This window comes from Moorena producens 3L (genome assembly GCF_000211815.1).
Taxonomy (GTDB): Bacteria; Cyanobacteriota; Cyanobacteriia; order Cyanobacteriales; family Coleofasciculaceae; genus Moorena; species Moorena producens.
Genome location: NZ_GL890945.1, coordinates 50,588 through 66,321, shown reverse-complemented (window position 1 = coordinate 66,321; position 15,734 = coordinate 50,588). Strand labels below are relative to the sequence as shown.

Genomic DNA, 15,734 nt, shown 5'->3' with positions numbered 1-15,734 from the left:
ACCCCCCATAGTCAATGCCCTTTCATAGCTTATTATCTAGCCAAGATTCCAACTGCGTACATTCTAAGAGTTTTGTTATCGAACTCTTTACCTACTCCTGAGCAGGAAGAAGATAGATCAAATTCCATAGCCTCTCAGGTGTGGAGTGAGGCAATTGAGGATCACACAAGGTAACAGGTATCATCATTCACAATTGGGGATCAGGGAGGCTGTTCATGGGATTGCTCAACAACTTCAGTATCAGGTCAAAACTTATATTTATGTTGCTGGCTCTGAGCACTTGCTCGCTGTTCGTGACTGCTTATATCGGTTATCGGAGTGGTAAGTCTCATCTGAGCAAAACAGTATCAAACCAGTTAACCAGTCTACGAGCTTCCAAAGCAGATCAAATAGAATCATACTTTGAAGATATTCGCCATCAGACCCAGACCCTGAGTGAAAACTTAATGGTGGTCGAGGCGATGCAGGAATTTAAAACAGCCTACAACCAACTGCAACAATCTAGGACACCAACTGATACACCAACTGATTTAGAGGACACCCTCAAAGAATACTACCGTAAAGAATTTTTAACCAAACTAGCGGAAACTAGCGACGGGAAGCCTGTATTAGAATCCTACTTACCAGAAACCTCTGCGGCTCGTTACCTCCAGTACTATTACATCGCCACTAACCCCAACCCAGCTGGGGAGAAACATCTCCTAGATGATCCAGAAGACAAGAGTGAGTACAGTAGTATTCACACCCGCTACCACCCAATTTTTCGCAACATTGTTGAAAAGTTTGCTTACCAGGATATGTTGCTGATCGATCCTCAAACCGGTGAGATTGTCTACTCAGTTTTTAAAGAAACAGACTTTGGCACCAATCTCACCACTGGACCATACAGTGATAGTAACTTGGCATTCGCCTTAGGCGACCTCCGAAAAGCCAAGGGAAAGGATTATGTGCAGATATTTGATTTTGATTCCTACCGTCCTTCTTTTGGAGCCCCAGTAGCATTTATTGCTGCTCCCATCTATGACGGCTCCAAATTTATAGGTGTTTTGGCATTCCAGCTTCCGGTTAATCAGATTAACAATGTCATGACAGGTTACCGTAAATGGAAGAGTAATGGTCTCGGGGATACAGGGGAGATCTATCTAGTCGGAGAGGATTATCTGATGCGATCAGTTTCCCGTTTCCTAATTCAAGACCCCACAGCTTATAGTAAAGCCTTGCGAGAACAGGGTGTAAAGGAACAGATCCTTAAACGAATCGAGCAGTTTGGTACATCAATTCTACAACAGCCAGTAAAGACAGAAGCTGTAAAAGCAGCCTTAGCTGGGCAAGAAGGTACCCAAATTATCAATGATTATCGGGGTATTGAAGTTTTGAGTTCCTACGCTCCCTTAAACATCGATGGATTGGAGTGGGTTATCCTCTCCGAGATGGATCTTGCCGAAGCCTATGCCCCAGTTTACGCCTTTCAAAAGAGAGTTTTGGTTTCAGCTGCCTTGATCATACTGCTGATCACCCTACTCGCTATGGTGCTCGCCCATCTGTTTGTGCAACCAGTTAGGGCTTTAATTGCTAGCGCCCGAAAAGTCACGGATGGAGAAGTTGATGCGGTGGTGAATATAAACTCGGAAGACGAATTTGGGGAGTTAGCTGAGTCATTTAATCAAATGGTTGGCAGCTTACGCACTCAAACTAAACTAGTCGAGCAGAAAAATCGCGAAAATGAAAAGTTACTGACAAGTGTATTTCCCGACTCCGTAGCCAAACGTCTCAAACGGGGAGAGACAAACATTGCTGAGAGTGTTTCCAATGTTACGGTTTTGTTCTGCGACATTGCTGGATTCGGCAAGCTCTCTAGGTCCATGGATACCCATGAAGTCATTGCCATTCTTAATGATCTAGTAAGTCTGTTCGATCAAGCCACGGCCAAATACGGGATAGAGAAGATTAAAACCATTGGTGACAATTACATGGCAGTCTGTGGATTATCAATATTACATATAGACCATCAAAAACGGGCGGTAGATTTTGCTTTAGAAATGCTGGCGTTGACCCACCGATTCAGTCATGAACGAGGATTTGACATAGACCTGGAAATCGGTATCCATTCCGGAGATATTGTTGCTGGTATTGTAGGTCGAGAAAAAGTTGTCTACGACGTTTGGGGCGATACAGTCAATGTTGCCAATAAGCTGATGTTTGACTGCCCACGGGGAGCTATATTAGTGTCTCAAAATGTCTACAACAGTCTCCATGATATTTACGACTTTGAGCAGGCTGAGGACATCACACCTAATGGCAAAAATCAGCAGAAAGCTTGGTTGTTAAAAACTGCACAGGAATTAGTAGCTTCAACAGTGTAGACATGGGCTTTGCCCAGTTTTGCCAAATTATTAAAGACCCAAGGGTAATGGGGAATTGCTAATGGGGAATTGGTAACTGAACAAACTATACTTGATTACATTCTTTTCAGATTACCATAATACACGAAATTAAGAACCCCCGCGCGAGCATTATCCTGTGGGGGATGAAAACTTGTTCAGAGGGTTCACCCTATTGTTCAAGGGATAGAAAAATAAGGGGACAAGGAGATTATTTTGATGAGCAAAGTAATATGGCAAAACGATTGGTTTATCTGGGCAATAGCCTTAGGGATAGGGTTCCCGCTCCTGGTAATTATTCTCACAGAAATTACTCATCGTCTACAAAGACGCGGTCAGCCTATAGCAGTTACGCTCCGCCTAGTTCGTAACCGTGTCTTACCCGTCTTAGTATTCCTGCTATTTATCCAGAATGTGGTTGAATTAGACCTGGACAACAATGTTGTCAAGCTTGTCGAGACCCTGCTCTGGATATTTGTTATAGACGCCTCTCTGTCTCTAATCAATTCGGTGTTGTTTGAAGCCGCTGGAGAAAATACATGGCGAGGACGGATCCCAAAACTACTCCTAGATTTGTCAAGATTTTTTTTGGTAGCCCTTGGTGCTGCCATTGTGCTATCGAAAGTTTGGGGAGCCGACCTCGCTGGTCTAGCTACTGCCTTGGGTGTGGGTTCTATTGTTATCGGCTTGGCGCTTCAGGACTCTCTAGGCAGCGTCTTTTCTGGCGTTGCCCTACTGTTTGCTCGTCCCTTTGAAGTCGGTGATTGGTTGCAGATTGGAGACAAAGTTGGTCAGGTCATTGATATGAATTGGCGAGCTGTTCACCTGGTAACCCGGGACGGTGACATGATTATTATTCCCCATCGGGTACTTGGAGGAGAAATAGTCCTCAATTACAGCAAACCGAAACCGATTCATGTAGAAACCTTTAGGATTGACTTCGACAGTGATGATCCACCCAACCTAATTAAGCAAGTATTAAAAGAAACAGCACTGGCGACAGAAGGGATATTGAGTGATCCTTCCCCAGAGATCCGCACCATGGAATATAACGACTATCGGGGTAACTATGAGGTCAAGTTTTCTATCGAAGACTATAAGGATGCGCCCAGAATCCGTGAACAGTTGATGACCCGTATCTGGTATGCAGCCCAACGGAACAATCTTGGACCTACCATTCCGATCTATAGACTCCGTAAACTCGATAGTGACCCTAATCAGGCAGATAGCACTTTGACAAAGTTTACCGAGAGCTTGAAGTCAATGCCTGTCTTTGTCCCTGTAGCTAAACAGCAAAAGAACTTGGAGAATCTCTCGAAAGGAGCAGTCCTACAACATTTCGGTGTGGGAGAAACCGTAATCCGTCAAGGGGATCCTGGTCATGCTCTCTACATTATTATTGCTGGGAAAGCTGTACTCAACCTCAAAGATAGTTATGGTGAACAACAGGAGGTGATGACTCTGTCGAGTGGTGAGTTTTTTGGCGAAATGGCACTGTTTAGCGGCAAACCAAGCTCAGTATCCGTTACCGTTGTGGAAGATTTGCAAACTATTGCGCTTTATTCAGATCTGGTTAATCAGATGATAGAAAGTACACCAAGTCTCGCCCGTGAAATTGGTCAAATTATCGAAGCACGACGGAAAGCGATAGATGAGGTGAAACAAGCCAATCTTGCATCCAGTCTTGCATCCAGTAATGGTGCCGAGTTATCAAGTCAAGGTTAAGTGGACTATCAATCAATCATCATGGGATTGGCCTTGGCCTTTGGGCCACCCTGCGCGAAGGGCCACGCTACGCGTACGCAAAAGCTAGACAGGGGGAAGGTACTGCCTATAAGGTGGAGCCAGTGGTAGTGTAATCGGGGGTTAGTAGACAGTATTGAAAAGTATCACATAGTCTATCAAAGTATTAAATTAGTTGTTAGACTATATTCATGGCATTAATACCAATCCGTAAGGCGGTCGAACTTACGGGACTCTCCAGGAACACTTTGCGGAAGTACGCAGATAATGGCATCATCAAATGTGAACGAACCCCAAGCGGGTACCGTCTCTTTGACACAACTAGTTTACTCAGCCTTGGAAAAAGTAAAGGAAACAGAGAAGCTACGATCTGTTACTGCCGAGTCAGTAGTAACAAACAAAAAGACGACCTCGCCAGACAAATCGCCTACATGCATTCGCTCTTCCCGGAAGCGGAAATCGTCAAGGACATCGGTTCAGGACTTAACTACAAAAGAAAAGGTCTTAGAATCATATTGGAACGGCTTATGCAAGGAGATCAGCTCACAATTATTGTTGCCTGCCCTTGCAGACTTACCAGGTTCGGGTTTGAACTCTTTGAGTACTTGGTCAGTATCAACGGTGGAAAAATCTTGGTTCTCGACAACCATGAAAGTTGTCCAGAATCGGAACTTACCGCAGATCTTCTATCCATCATTCACGTCTTCTCTTGCCGCGTCCACGGACTCCGAAAATACGGCAAAAAAATCAAAGAAGATGCGAGTCTTCCTAAACCCTGAGCAACGATTGGCCGTAGGCCACGCTACGCGAACAATAGTTCGCCAGTGGTTTGGAGTGTCCCGTTATGTTTTTAATAAAACTGTCAAAATACTTTGCTCCGTAGGAGCCGCTACGCGAACATATGGCGAAGTTAAAGCTAACTGGAAAGCCATTAAGACTGGAATATTAAATGACCTACCCGAGTGGTGTAAGACAGTACCTTATCAGATTAAATCTATAGCGATTAAGGATGCTTGCACTGCTGTCAGGGAGGCAAAGAAAAAATACAAAAAGACTGGACAGATAAATCGGGTAAGATTTAGATCTCGTAAAAATCCTGTTCAGTCTTGCTACATACCCAAGTCTGCTGTCTCTAGCAAAGGGATTTACCATACAAAACTGGGTGAATTGACCTTCGCTGAGACACTTCCAGGCGATATCGGAGATTGTCGATTAACTAGCACTAATGGGGACTATTATAGCAGTCGCCAGGGCAGTTAGGACATGACAAAAGTCTCACACCCTTTGTAAGCGCAAGAGTTTGACTTCTGACTTCTGACTTCTGACTTCTGACTTCTGCTATATCTGACAGTCCCCCACAAGACTACTCAAGTAAAAACCGAGAACCAAGGTATAGTAGTAGCCTTAGACCCTGGTGTTAGAACGTTCTTGACGTTCTAAGGGCGAAAATTCTATTGGGAAAATTGGTTGTGGGGATTTTTATCGGATTCAACGACTTTGCTCTCACCTTGATAGCCTTTTATCAAAAATAAGTAAGGCAAAAAGAAAGCAAAAACGCCGAATGAGAAAAGCTGCCAGACGAATAATTATCATAATTCAGAATCTGATTAACGAATTACATCACAAAGCTGCCCGCTTCTTAGTTAACAACTTCGACGTCATACTACTGCCCACTTTTGAAACATCTGAAATGGCCAAGAAGGGAAGCAGGAAGATCAGGTCTAAAACTGTTCGTAATTTGCTTTCTTTTGCTCATTATCGCTTCAAAGAGTTTCTCAAGCACAAAGCCTTAGAAACAGGAAAAACAATGGTAGACGTCTGTGAAGCCTATACTAGCAAAACTGTTAGCTGGACAGGTGAATTGATCAATATTGGTGGCAGTAAGAAAATTAAATCAAAAATCGATGGGCGATCTATGGATTGACCTTTGGTCACGCTTTCGGCAAAGCCGACGCTGCTTGAGGTGCGAACGTGACATTAATGGCGCTCGTGGGATATTCCTGAGGGCTTTGGTAGATACACCCTGGCCCTCGTAATCAGCTTGCATTGGCGAGCCAAAATTGACTTTCTGGGAGATTATGGTAGCTAAAAAGTATCGGTTTTACCATAATTATTGTGTCTTTAGTGATAGGGAGCAAGTGATCGGGAGCGGGAAACTAGCGTGCGCCTGGCCAAAGTTCTGGCTTCCAACTTTTTGGTTAATTTGGGTTTGACCACTTTTGTGATAACATAAACAACTTAAATAACACAATTAACGGCTAAAAGTTCGGAAATTATTTTTATAATGGGAGCATGTATCCAAATCAACATAAACCCATTAGGATTTCAGCAGTTGCGCTACATATAGTGATGACGAAACCATTGCCCCCCTACAATTATGGTTAAGGAACAGAAGCAAGGGTAAGTCGAGTCAATAAAAACTAATCACAAATGACTACTATTAGTTACCGATTCCTGGCAACAGCCGCAATATAAAGGAGTTTTATCAATGAGGCGATGGCGACCCATACTGTTGCTTGTGGCTTTTGTCCTAACTATAGTTCTCTGTAACTGCGTTAGCCCTTCTAATTGGATTGGGAAAAATACCCCTGAGAGTCCTACTCCTACTGTGTCTGAGAGTCCTACTCCTAGTATTTCCCCGAGCCCTACTCCCAACCCTACTCCTAGTCCTACTCCCAGCCCTACTCCCAGCCCTACTCCTACTCCTAGTCCTACTCCTACTCCTACTCCTTCCCCAACTAAACCTCCTAAGGATTCCAAGGGCAGGACTATCGTTTACGGAGCAGTGGGACAACCAGAAAACCTAGAACCAGGTAATATCAGCGACCGGGAATCCCTGGTTGTCCAGAAACAAATTTACAATCGCCTGGTGGAATACAAGCTGGGAACGATTGAACTGGAACCAGGATTAGCTACTGATTGGCAAGCGTCTCGCAATAGCAGAGTTTGGACATTTAAACTGCGCCAAGGGGTAAAGTTTCATGACGGCACTGATTTCGATGCTCAAGCGGTTAAGTTCAATGTCGAGCGTTGGTGGGACCCGGAAAACAAATACGGCTATCGCGATAAAGACAGAAAGTATCAAATTTGGGCTGATTTATTTGGTGGCTTCAAGGGAAACTCGAAATCCCTATTACAACAGATAGTCATCAAAGATAAGTATACAATTCAATTTGTCCTGAAACAGCCCTTAAGCATTTTTCCAGCTATGATTGGGTCAGGCTACTTTGGTATCGCTAGCCCAACAGCCATCAAGAAAGCAGGTTCTAAGTATGGTCGTGAGTCATCTCTAGCAGTAGGGACAGGTCCATTTAAATTCAAAGAGTGGCGTAATGGCAAGGAAATTATCCTAGAAAAGAGTCCGAACTACTGGAAACCAAACCTACCTAAAGCAGAAAAGGTAATCGTGCGGTTCATCCCGGATATTAGCAAACGCCTGACCATGTTGAAATCTGGAGAGATTGACTTCACTTCAGACCTAGTTCCTAAGCAATTAGAAAATTTAGTTGGTGAGGCTAACCTCAAATCTATTTTCCGTCCCTCCTTCAATGTCGGATATCTATCCCTCAATACCAACTACAAACCCCTTGCCAAACAAAAGGTACGGATTGCGATCGCCTTAGGAATTAATCAGCAAAAGATTGTCGAAAAAAATTGGCAGGGTTTAGGGGAGAGTGATGCTCACTTCACCCCACCCCTACTGGATTGGTCTGAGTCATCTAATTTTGGTAGCTATAAATATGACCCAAAGCTAGCCAAGCAACTGCTGAGGGAAGCTGGCTACCCCAAAGGCTTTGACCTCGAACTCTGGTATATGAAAATTTTCCGCCCCTACTATCCTGATCCGAAAGCGATCGCCCAAGCCATAGCTGATGACTTGGGTAAGATTGGCATCAAGGTTTCTTTAAAAACAAAACCCTGGAAAGATTATCTGAAAGACCGACAAAAGTCTCCTGGTTTCCAAGGGTTTATATTGGGTTGGACTGGGGAATATGGCGACCCAGATAACTTCTACTATTCCCACTTCGGACCTAATGCTACCGCTGACCTTGGACGTTGGAAGAATAACCAAATCCTAAGGTTATTGGAAACCGGTCGTAAGACCCAAGGCAAGGATGCTAGGGCAAGAATCTATCGCCAAGTGGATCAAATTTTATTTGAACAAGCCGTGCGCATTCCCATTGTCCACTCCCAACCGCTTTTAGGTAAGCGCGCCAATATTCAAGGCTGGAAACCCAGTCCACTGGGTTCAGAATCCTTTGAAACTGTGGATAAGACGTAAGCTATCAGCAGTCAGCAGTCAGCCGTCAGCCGTCAGCCATTCGCGAATGGCCAAGGCTCACGCTACACCGAACAGCAGACGTAATAGATATTAAACGAATGCTGACCTGTTTTATTCAAAAGCTGATAGCTGTTCGGTGTAGCGTGCGCGTAGCGCATTAGCTGACGGAACTCAGATTAAACGAATGCTGATCTATTTTATTCAATAGCTGATACGCGACACGCTGATAGCTGTTCGGTGTAGCGTGCGCGTAGCGCATTAGCTGATACGCGACACGCTGATAGCTGAAGACTTACCTTATAATAACTTTTGGGACAAGTAATCCTGCTATACACAAAAGGTAAATAGTAAAAGGGAACTAGTTCAATGACAAAAAAAAGGAATACATCTAGAGACGGATTTAGGAACCAGTTAGAAAGCGTTGGTTTAAACAAATTCAAGGGGATTTGGGACTTTATTCAAAGCAACGACTCTCTCAAACGTAAAGTCAACAAAACTATCATTAACAATGCCGTCTACAAAATGCCCACTCGTCCCCATAAGTTAAGTGCGATGGCACCCTATACCTCTTGGGACTCATTAACAGACCGAACCTGGATCGGACGACATTTACCCCCCGATCCAGAGTTCAACAAAGCAGGGAACCTTCCCCCTCTCGAAGACCTTGCTGTTTTGTTTCGCAAACAAGAGGGGAAAACCATCTATTCCGAGAAATCTACCCTGTTGTTTCCCTATTGGGTGCAGTGGTTTACCGACGGCTTTCTGCGCACTGATCGCTACAATAGATTAAAGAATACCTCTAACCATGGCATCGATTTATCTCCCGTCTATGGGTTGAACAGAAAATCTACAGACATGCTGAGATCCCATCAGGGCGGGAAACTGAAAAGCCAGATCATCAATGGTGAAGAATATCCTCTCTTCTATTACGACGATCCAGAAAAGGGAGTGGTCAAACCAGAGTTTGACGGGTTGTATGAACCGCTCAATGATGAGAAGCGACTCGACCCAGCCAAGAAAGCAAAACTATTTGCCATGGGTGTAGAACGAGCTAATGTCCAAATTGGCTATGTAATGCATAACGTTCTGTGTCTGAGGGAACACAATCGCCTGTGTGATTTACTGGCTAAGCATTATCCCGATTGGGATGACGAGCGACTCTTCCAAACGGCCAGAAACATCGTGATGGTGTTAATCATGAAAATTGTGGTGGAAGAGTATGTTAATCACATTACCTCTTATCACTTTAATTTCATTGTCGATCCCCCAGCGTTTACCAATCAGAAGTGGTATCGCCAGAATTGGATGACAGTGGAGTTTAGTTTGGTGTATCGTTGGCACAGTGCCCTTCCCGAGACTCTTACCTATGACAGCAAGCAAATTCCCATGGTGGATAGCCTCTGGAATAATGAGATGCTGATCAATAAAGGCTTGGGACCATTATTTGAGGAGACCTGTTCCCAACCAGGCAGCAAAATTGGTTTGTTTAACACGTCAGAATTCCTAATACCTGTTGAATTAGCAAGTATCGACTTAGGTCGTGAAGCTCAACTGGCTAGCTATAATGATTACCGGGAAATATGTCAGTTTCCTCGGGTGACGGATTTCGATCAGATCACGGGGGATGAAGATACTCAAAGGGAACTAAAACGGTTATACGGTGATGTCAACAATATAGAATTCTATGTGGGACTCTATGCCGAGGATGTGCCACCAAATGCAGCAGTAGCTCCCCTGGTTACCCGAATGATAGCAGTTGATGCCTTTTCCCAAGCATTGACCAATCCCCTGTTGGCAGAAAATATCTTCAACGAAGAAACTTTTTCTCCGGTCGGTTGGGAAGTAATACAAAACACAAATACTCTCTCAGATCTGGTAAACCGGAATAGTCCACAGCAAGATAAAAAGTATAAAGTAACATTTGACAATCCGTAAGCAAGGCATCGGGTATTGTCAAGCAAAAATTAAACAAAAAATTCAAGCTCTCTGATTGAGAAATCACCGGTTAAGTAAAATTTGAGTCTCAATCACCAGATCTATGGTCACTTAAGTTGACAGTACCCGATCAAATCCGCTGCTATCCTAACCCATTTTTGATCACAACCAATTCATCAAAATTTGTCTAGAAAAAATAACCATGAAGCTATTTACAGAATATCCCGAAAAGGACGAACAAAACTATTACAACCTTGTAGCCGAGCAAGTCAGGATTCAGATGGATAAGCTTTACAAGGATCAGGAACGGGCTTTGCGAGACACCCATGCCAAAACCCACGCATCGGTGGAGGGAAACCTAGAAATTTTTGATTTTGATGAACATAAAATTAAAAGCGAACTAGCGAAACGAACTCGGCTTACTCAAGAGCAACTCAATGGGATTTCCCTCAAGCAAGGACTCTTTGCGACACCGAAACAATATCCTGTTCAGCTGCGATTTGCCAATGGGCGAACAAACGTTGAAAACGACTATGTCGCAGACACACGCTCAATGTCTGTGAAAGTGATTGGTGTTGAAGGAGAAAGCCTAGAACAAAGCTACGAGCCAAACACTCAAGATATTATTGTTCAAAATGCCAAGATCTTTTTTATCAAAACCATCAAATATTATTATGAATTTTTTGGCTCCATAGTTGACTCAGAGCAAGCTGCCCAGAAGTGGCTCAGGAGTCATCCCAGGCAATTGCTAGCCCTAGCTAAAGTAACAGCTCGAACCCCAAAGAGTTTATTAACGGAACGGTATTGGAGTGGTTCTGCTTCTGCCCTTGGACTCAAACCAGATTTTGATCAGTCTCAACCGGGCCTAGTTCCTGTTGACTATCCCGCTGTGATCAAATATGCGTTTACCCCTGTTTCATGCCAGCCTCCCCATCAAAGGATGCGATATCAGTCCCGACCAGGTATTCCCAAACTTCCCTTCTTCGATCGCGCCAAGGCTCTGGGATTGGATGGAAGCAAACCGGACAATTACTATCGAGACGAGCTGATCGAACAACTATCGAAAACCGATGCCCTTTATTGCTGGGACTTTGGCATCCAATTCCAAACTAACCCGAAAATGTCCATCGATGATGTCACAATTCGTTGGAGTGAGAAGAAATCACCATTTTTTACGGTTGGTCGCCTTACCGTCAAGCATCAGATCATCGATTTTGACAAACAATACGACTCTGCTGAAAACCTGCGATTTTCCCCGTGGAATGGCTTAGTGGTTCATCGTCCTGTGGGAGCTCTCAACCGGCTACGTAATATAGTTTATCCGATTGTGGCTAAGTATCGTTATCAAAAACGGGGACTCAACTATTAGTCTTTCAAGTTAAGCATACATGTTACTTGTTACTTGTTAGTTCTTAGTTGCCAATTTTAAATGTTCAAGTAACAAGTAAGGAACACCCAGGAATTATACCCAGAGAATTATAACTATTCAACCGGACTCGATATTAGTTGTTTTCTGGCAAGCCTCTGAGCCGGGAAACCATACTCCCTGTACCAATAACTAAAAGTCCCAATATCACTGAAGGTTCGGGAACACTGATAGGAACAGACCTGATACTCAGTGCATTAATAGCGAAAGGTACATCAAGGCCCTCTTCTTTGGCATTGAGCACCAAGGTTTTGATGTCACCACTGCTATCAAACAGGCCAGTAAAGATCACGCCGCTGCCAGCATCCCTCTGGCTTACACCTGGACGTTCAAAATTTCCTAGACTATTTCCCAAGCTATCAAACGCTTCAATGGTTGCTATGTAGTCAAAAATTTCTATAGGATCGGATTGAATTTGTGTCCCAACACCAAAGACTGGAGTATCAAAGGTAATAGTCAGTGGACCAGGATTAGCAAGGCCTGTAAATAGAAGGGCATCCCCTACATCAAATGCACCAGGGAAAACAGGAGTTTGATCAATACGGAGAAACTCTCCAGCAGGGATGCTGACATTTAAATCAATACCGACCGCTGAAGTAGCTGAAAATCGGTTAGGTAGGGTGGGAAAAGGTGGTGCTACAACAACCTCAGCTACTTCAGACCAATCTAGGAAATCATTAGGCTTTAAGGCTTCTCTAGTATCTATAAATATTGCGGCTTGGGCAGTACTTGTGACTAATACAGTTCCTAGGGCAGTTGCTAATAAGGTTTTCATTGCTGTTGACTACAAATTATTTTCGTAGTTCATCATATAGTTCATTTAGATCTACTAATCTATAGCAGAAGTAATTTTATTGGAATCTTTATATACTTAAGGAATGTGAAAAAAAATCTTGCTAAAATCTTTATAGATCAGAACCTGAGGGGGTGACAGTTCGGCTATAATTATTATCTGGTCTGGATTTATTCAATTCAGTTACCAAACTTATAAATAAACCCGATGTTTCGACCACTTGGATGAAAGAATCAGGGATTGAGTTTCCAGTAATTGAAAATATGCTCATGACTGTCTATATATAGTTTGGGATTATAAGTTTGGGCTCATAGTGACCTTAAACTTAGAGCTGGCAAGTACTTTGGGTCCCTTGTCGCCCCCCCAGCTCCTTCGTCATAAGTTAGCTATCAGCATTAAGCTAACGCCATAGCAGTTTCCACAAGACTAAATCACCGCAATGCATTCAATCTCGACTAAAACATCCTTAGGTAGTCGGGAAACCTCAACACAGGCACGAGCTGGAGCATCTTCCTCGTTAAAGTATTTGGCATAGATCTGATTTACTGTAGCAAAATCATTCATATCTGCCAGAAATACGGTGGTTTTGACTATGTCCGGGATTTTAGCTCCAGCAGCGACTAGGATAGCTTCAAGATTAGCCATTACCTGTTCTGTCTGCTTGGCTACATCATTATCACCAACAATCTCACCGGTGCTAGGGTCAAGGGGAATTTGACCAGCTACAAAAATCATTTGACCGCTGACTGCGATCGCTTGATTGTATGGTCCTACGGGTGCTGGGGCATTGGGGGTACGGATAATCTTTCGTGTCATAGTCTTCAGTAGTTCCAGGATGGACAAGTTAACACATTCCAAGATAGCAGTTTGAGCATTCCCATCTCAGCCTTATCCCTGACCGATAAGTCTTGACCTTGGTAGTGAGGAGGTGAAGAATAGGGGGATGATGGGTAATAGTGGTATTAGTAGGATGAGGGGCAAGAAAGTGCTATGTCATCAATGCACCTCATTATCACTAGTATTCAGTAATCAGGACTGACGCACCAAGACCCTTCAAACCGGGTTTCTGTTTGTCTTGATGCAGTCGCTCATGGGGGGAACCCCCAAGACCGCGCTGCATCGCTATAAATCAAAGGCTGAAATCCAGTAATTATATTAAGAAACCCGATTTATGCTTAATTACTTTAACCATTAACTATTAACAATAGTAACAATTAACCATTAATTATTATATACTGAGTCTAGATTTTTGAGATGATATTTGCTACTAGTTAAACACCCTAAAAACTAATAATTTAAAAAAAATTTTTAATGAAAAATAAAATCCTGAACACTATAGATGAACTAGGTATTCGATTTGTGCGTATCATCTGGTGCGACAATGCTAACATCATCCGTGGTAAAGCAGTCCACTGGAAAACCTTACCAGACTACCTCAAGCACGGTGTGGGCATTTCAGCAGCCCAGCAAGCTCTACCGGTGATGTATGATGTCCCAGTCCCAGGCAGTGGCTTGGGACCCATCGGTGAAATCCGCTTAGTACCGGATTGGGAAACCTTAACCCCCTTACCCTATGCTCCTGGTCATGCCCGTGTGTTTGGGGATATGGTCAACAATGGTAGCCCATGGCCGTATTGTCCCCGAAACTTCCTCAAAAGGATGGTAGCAGAAGCGGAAAGTGAGGGCTTACAAGTGGTTGCTGCATTTGAAAATGAGTTTTACCTGCTGCAGCCAACCCCTGAGGGGATTCTACCGGTAGACAATACCGTATTTGCCTCGACGCTGGCAATGGATCAACATCAAGAGGTGATTGACCACATTGCTGAAGCCTTGGTGGAGCAAGGGATGCCCGTAGAGCAGTATTACCCAGAATGTGGTCCTGGTCAACAGGAAATTTCTATACTGTACACCCAAGCCCTACCAGCGGCAGATCAACAAATAGCCTTCCGGGAGACAGTAAAAGCGATCGCATTTCAACATCACCTGGTTGCCTCATTTCTGCCCAAAATCCTAGCTGACCAAGCTGGTAATGGTTGTCACCTCCACATCAGCCTATGGCGGGATGGGAAAAACCTGTTACTCAATCCAGAAGGGGATGGGGGGCTTTCCCAAGTCGCCTGTCAGTTTATTGCTGGAATGTTACAGCATTTACCAGCTTTAATGGCACTAACTACACCCAGTACTAATTCCTATCGACGGATTCGCCCTCATTGTTGGAGCGGTGCGTTCCGTTGTTGGGGAATCGATAACCGAGAGGCAGCGGTAAGGGTACCGAGTAACCCAGACGGTGAGAGTCCAACCAATTTTGAACTAAAAACTGTTGATGCTTCTTCTAATCCTTATCTAGCCTTGGGAGCAGTAATTGCGGCTGGCTTGGATGGAATTCGTAACAGTTTGGAATTGGGAGAAGCCGTGGCAGTGGATCCGGGACATTTGACAGAATTAGAACGTAGTCAGAGGGGTATTGAGTTATTGCCAACTAATTTAGGGGAAGCGATTGGTAACTTAAGTGCTGATCAAGTACTATTGGATGCCTTAGGAGTAGAATTGGCTCAAGCCTATATAGCGGTAAAGAAAGCCGAGTGGGAGGCAATGAAAGATTTTGAGTTGGAGGAAGAAGTCGAGCTTTTATTAGAGCGATATTGAGCTAATTGATATTCGTGAGGATTCAGCCCTCAGGTATCAGCTTCACGCCTGATACCTGAATACTAATCTAGACCTTTTCATCTATAAGCAGCCACTTTGCTCCACTAATAACTTCCATGTTTGAGGACCAACAATCCCATCAGCACTCAAGCTATTTTTTAGCTGAAATTTTTTAATTGCTGCTACAGTTCCATCATTGTATGTTCCATCCAAGGGAACCTGCTTCTGCCGATAACCATATTTTTTCAGGAGTAGCTTTTGCAAAATACGAACTTTATCACCCTGTTGCCCTGGCCTTAAGGTAGGCGCATTTTCCAGGGCTGTGACTTCTTGGCAAATATCGCTTTCAGGTGATTTCAGTGTAGATTTTTTACTGTTTAAAATCGGAGCTAGTACCTTCACCGATAGGCTAGTAATTAAAGCTTCTTGAGAGGCTAAAGTATAAATTGATAAACCATACAATAGCGTAGATAATGTTAGGGAGATAGCTAAGCTGTTCGGCATTTAAATTGGTATAATAAAAATTAA

At 43.7% G+C, this 15,734-nt stretch carries 10 protein-coding genes and 2 pseudogenes; 9 read left to right on the top strand and 3 right to left on the bottom strand.

The genetic code is table 11. The annotated features are described in order from the left end of the window. The first annotated feature begins 293 nt into the window (after positions 1-293). The 8 genes and pseudogenes from LYNGBM3L_RS21960 (at position 294) to LYNGBM3L_RS21935 (ending at position 11,710) form a co-directional block, all read left to right on the top strand. Positions 294-2,363, top strand: coding sequence for an adenylate/guanylate cyclase domain-containing protein (locus LYNGBM3L_RS21960; RefSeq protein ID WP_207554311.1), 2,070 nt, complete (start codon positions 294-296; stop codon positions 2,361-2,363). A 237-nt stretch (positions 2,364-2,600) separates the two neighbouring features. Beyond that, positions 2,601-4,106, top strand: a complete 1,506-nt coding sequence (locus LYNGBM3L_RS21955; protein ID WP_009148866.1) for a mechanosensitive ion channel family protein — start codon at positions 2,601-2,603, stop codon at positions 4,104-4,106. A gap of 209 nt (positions 4,107-4,315) precedes the next feature. Next, on the top strand, positions 4,316-4,903 hold the full coding sequence (locus LYNGBM3L_RS35035) for an IS607 family transposase (RefSeq protein WP_009148864.1): 588 nt from the start codon (positions 4,316-4,318) through the stop codon (positions 4,901-4,903). Next, a pseudogene (locus LYNGBM3L_RS35030) lies at positions 4,881-5,360 on the top strand (nuclease/transposase family protein); the annotation flags it as partial. The gene LYNGBM3L_RS35035 and the pseudogene LYNGBM3L_RS35030, both read left to right, overlap by 23 nt. Before the next feature lie 105 nt (positions 5,361-5,465). Next, positions 5,466-6,188, top strand: a pseudogene (locus tag LYNGBM3L_RS50510) (zinc ribbon domain-containing protein); the annotation flags it as partial. A gap of 424 nt (positions 6,189-6,612) precedes the next feature. Next, on the top strand, positions 6,613-8,406 hold the full coding sequence (locus LYNGBM3L_RS21945; RefSeq protein ID WP_131827121.1) for an ABC transporter substrate-binding protein: 1,794 nt from the start codon (positions 6,613-6,615) through the stop codon (positions 8,404-8,406). Between the two features lie 366 nt (positions 8,407-8,772). Next, complete coding sequence (locus LYNGBM3L_RS21940) at positions 8,773-10,341, top strand: peroxidase family protein (protein ID WP_009148856.1); 1,569 nt, start codon at positions 8,773-8,775, stop codon at positions 10,339-10,341. Between the two features lie 202 nt (positions 10,342-10,543). Continuing rightward, complete coding sequence (locus tag LYNGBM3L_RS21935; RefSeq protein WP_009148852.1) at positions 10,544-11,710, top strand: catalase family protein; 1,167 nt, start codon at positions 10,544-10,546, stop codon at positions 11,708-11,710. A 133-nt stretch (positions 11,711-11,843) separates the two neighbouring features. Here the strand turns inward: LYNGBM3L_RS21935 and LYNGBM3L_RS21930 are convergent, their stop codons facing one another. Both LYNGBM3L_RS21930 and LYNGBM3L_RS21925 read right to left on the bottom strand, forming a co-directional pair. After that, a complete protein-coding gene (locus LYNGBM3L_RS21930) occupies positions 11,844-12,542 on the bottom strand; it encodes a PEP-CTERM sorting domain-containing protein (RefSeq protein ID WP_009148848.1) in 699 nt (232 codons plus the stop codon). A 444-nt stretch (positions 12,543-12,986) separates the two neighbouring features. Continuing rightward, complete coding sequence (locus LYNGBM3L_RS21925) at positions 12,987-13,376, bottom strand: RidA family protein (RefSeq protein WP_009148845.1); 390 nt, start codon at positions 13,374-13,376, stop codon at positions 12,987-12,989. A 495-nt stretch (positions 13,377-13,871) separates the two neighbouring features. Here LYNGBM3L_RS21925 and LYNGBM3L_RS21920 point away from each other — a divergent pair, with 495 nt between their 5' ends. Continuing rightward, entirely contained in the window at positions 13,872-15,206 is a 1,335-nt protein-coding gene (locus LYNGBM3L_RS21920) for a glutamine synthetase family protein (protein ID WP_009148843.1), read from the top strand. Positions 15,207-15,287: 81 nt separating this feature from the next. Here the strand turns inward: LYNGBM3L_RS21920 and LYNGBM3L_RS38750 are convergent, their stop codons facing one another. After that, positions 15,288-15,710, bottom strand: coding sequence for a peptidoglycan-binding domain-containing protein (locus LYNGBM3L_RS38750; protein WP_009148841.1), 423 nt, complete (start codon positions 15,708-15,710; stop codon positions 15,288-15,290). Positions 15,711-15,734 lie beyond the last annotated feature (24 nt).

Bases quoted from the DNA above. Each gene is read 5' to 3' on its own strand.
- LYNGBM3L_RS21930 (WP_009148848.1), bottom strand. From the start codon at position 12,542: ATGAAAACCTTATTAGCAACTGCCCTAGGAACTGTATTAGTCACAAGT.
- LYNGBM3L_RS21925 (WP_009148845.1), bottom strand. From the start codon at position 13,376: ATGACACGAAAGATTATCCGTACCCCCAATGCCCCAGCACCCGTAGGA.
- LYNGBM3L_RS21940 (WP_009148856.1), top strand. From the start codon at position 8,773: ATGACAAAAAAAAGGAATACATCTAGAGACGGATTTAGGAACCAGTTA.
- LYNGBM3L_RS38750 (WP_009148841.1), bottom strand. From the start codon at position 15,710: ATGCCGAACAGCTTAGCTATCTCCCTAACATTATCTACGCTATTGTAT.
- LYNGBM3L_RS21955 (WP_009148866.1), top strand. From the start codon at position 2,601: ATGAGCAAAGTAATATGGCAAAACGATTGGTTTATCTGGGCAATAGCC.
- LYNGBM3L_RS21935 (WP_009148852.1), top strand. From the start codon at position 10,544: ATGAAGCTATTTACAGAATATCCCGAAAAGGACGAACAAAACTATTAC.
- LYNGBM3L_RS21920 (WP_009148843.1), top strand. From the start codon at position 13,872: ATGAAAAATAAAATCCTGAACACTATAGATGAACTAGGTATTCGATTT.
- LYNGBM3L_RS21945 (WP_131827121.1), top strand. From the start codon at position 6,613: ATGAGGCGATGGCGACCCATACTGTTGCTTGTGGCTTTTGTCCTAACT.
- LYNGBM3L_RS35035 (WP_009148864.1), top strand. From the start codon at position 4,316: ATGGCATTAATACCAATCCGTAAGGCGGTCGAACTTACGGGACTCTCC.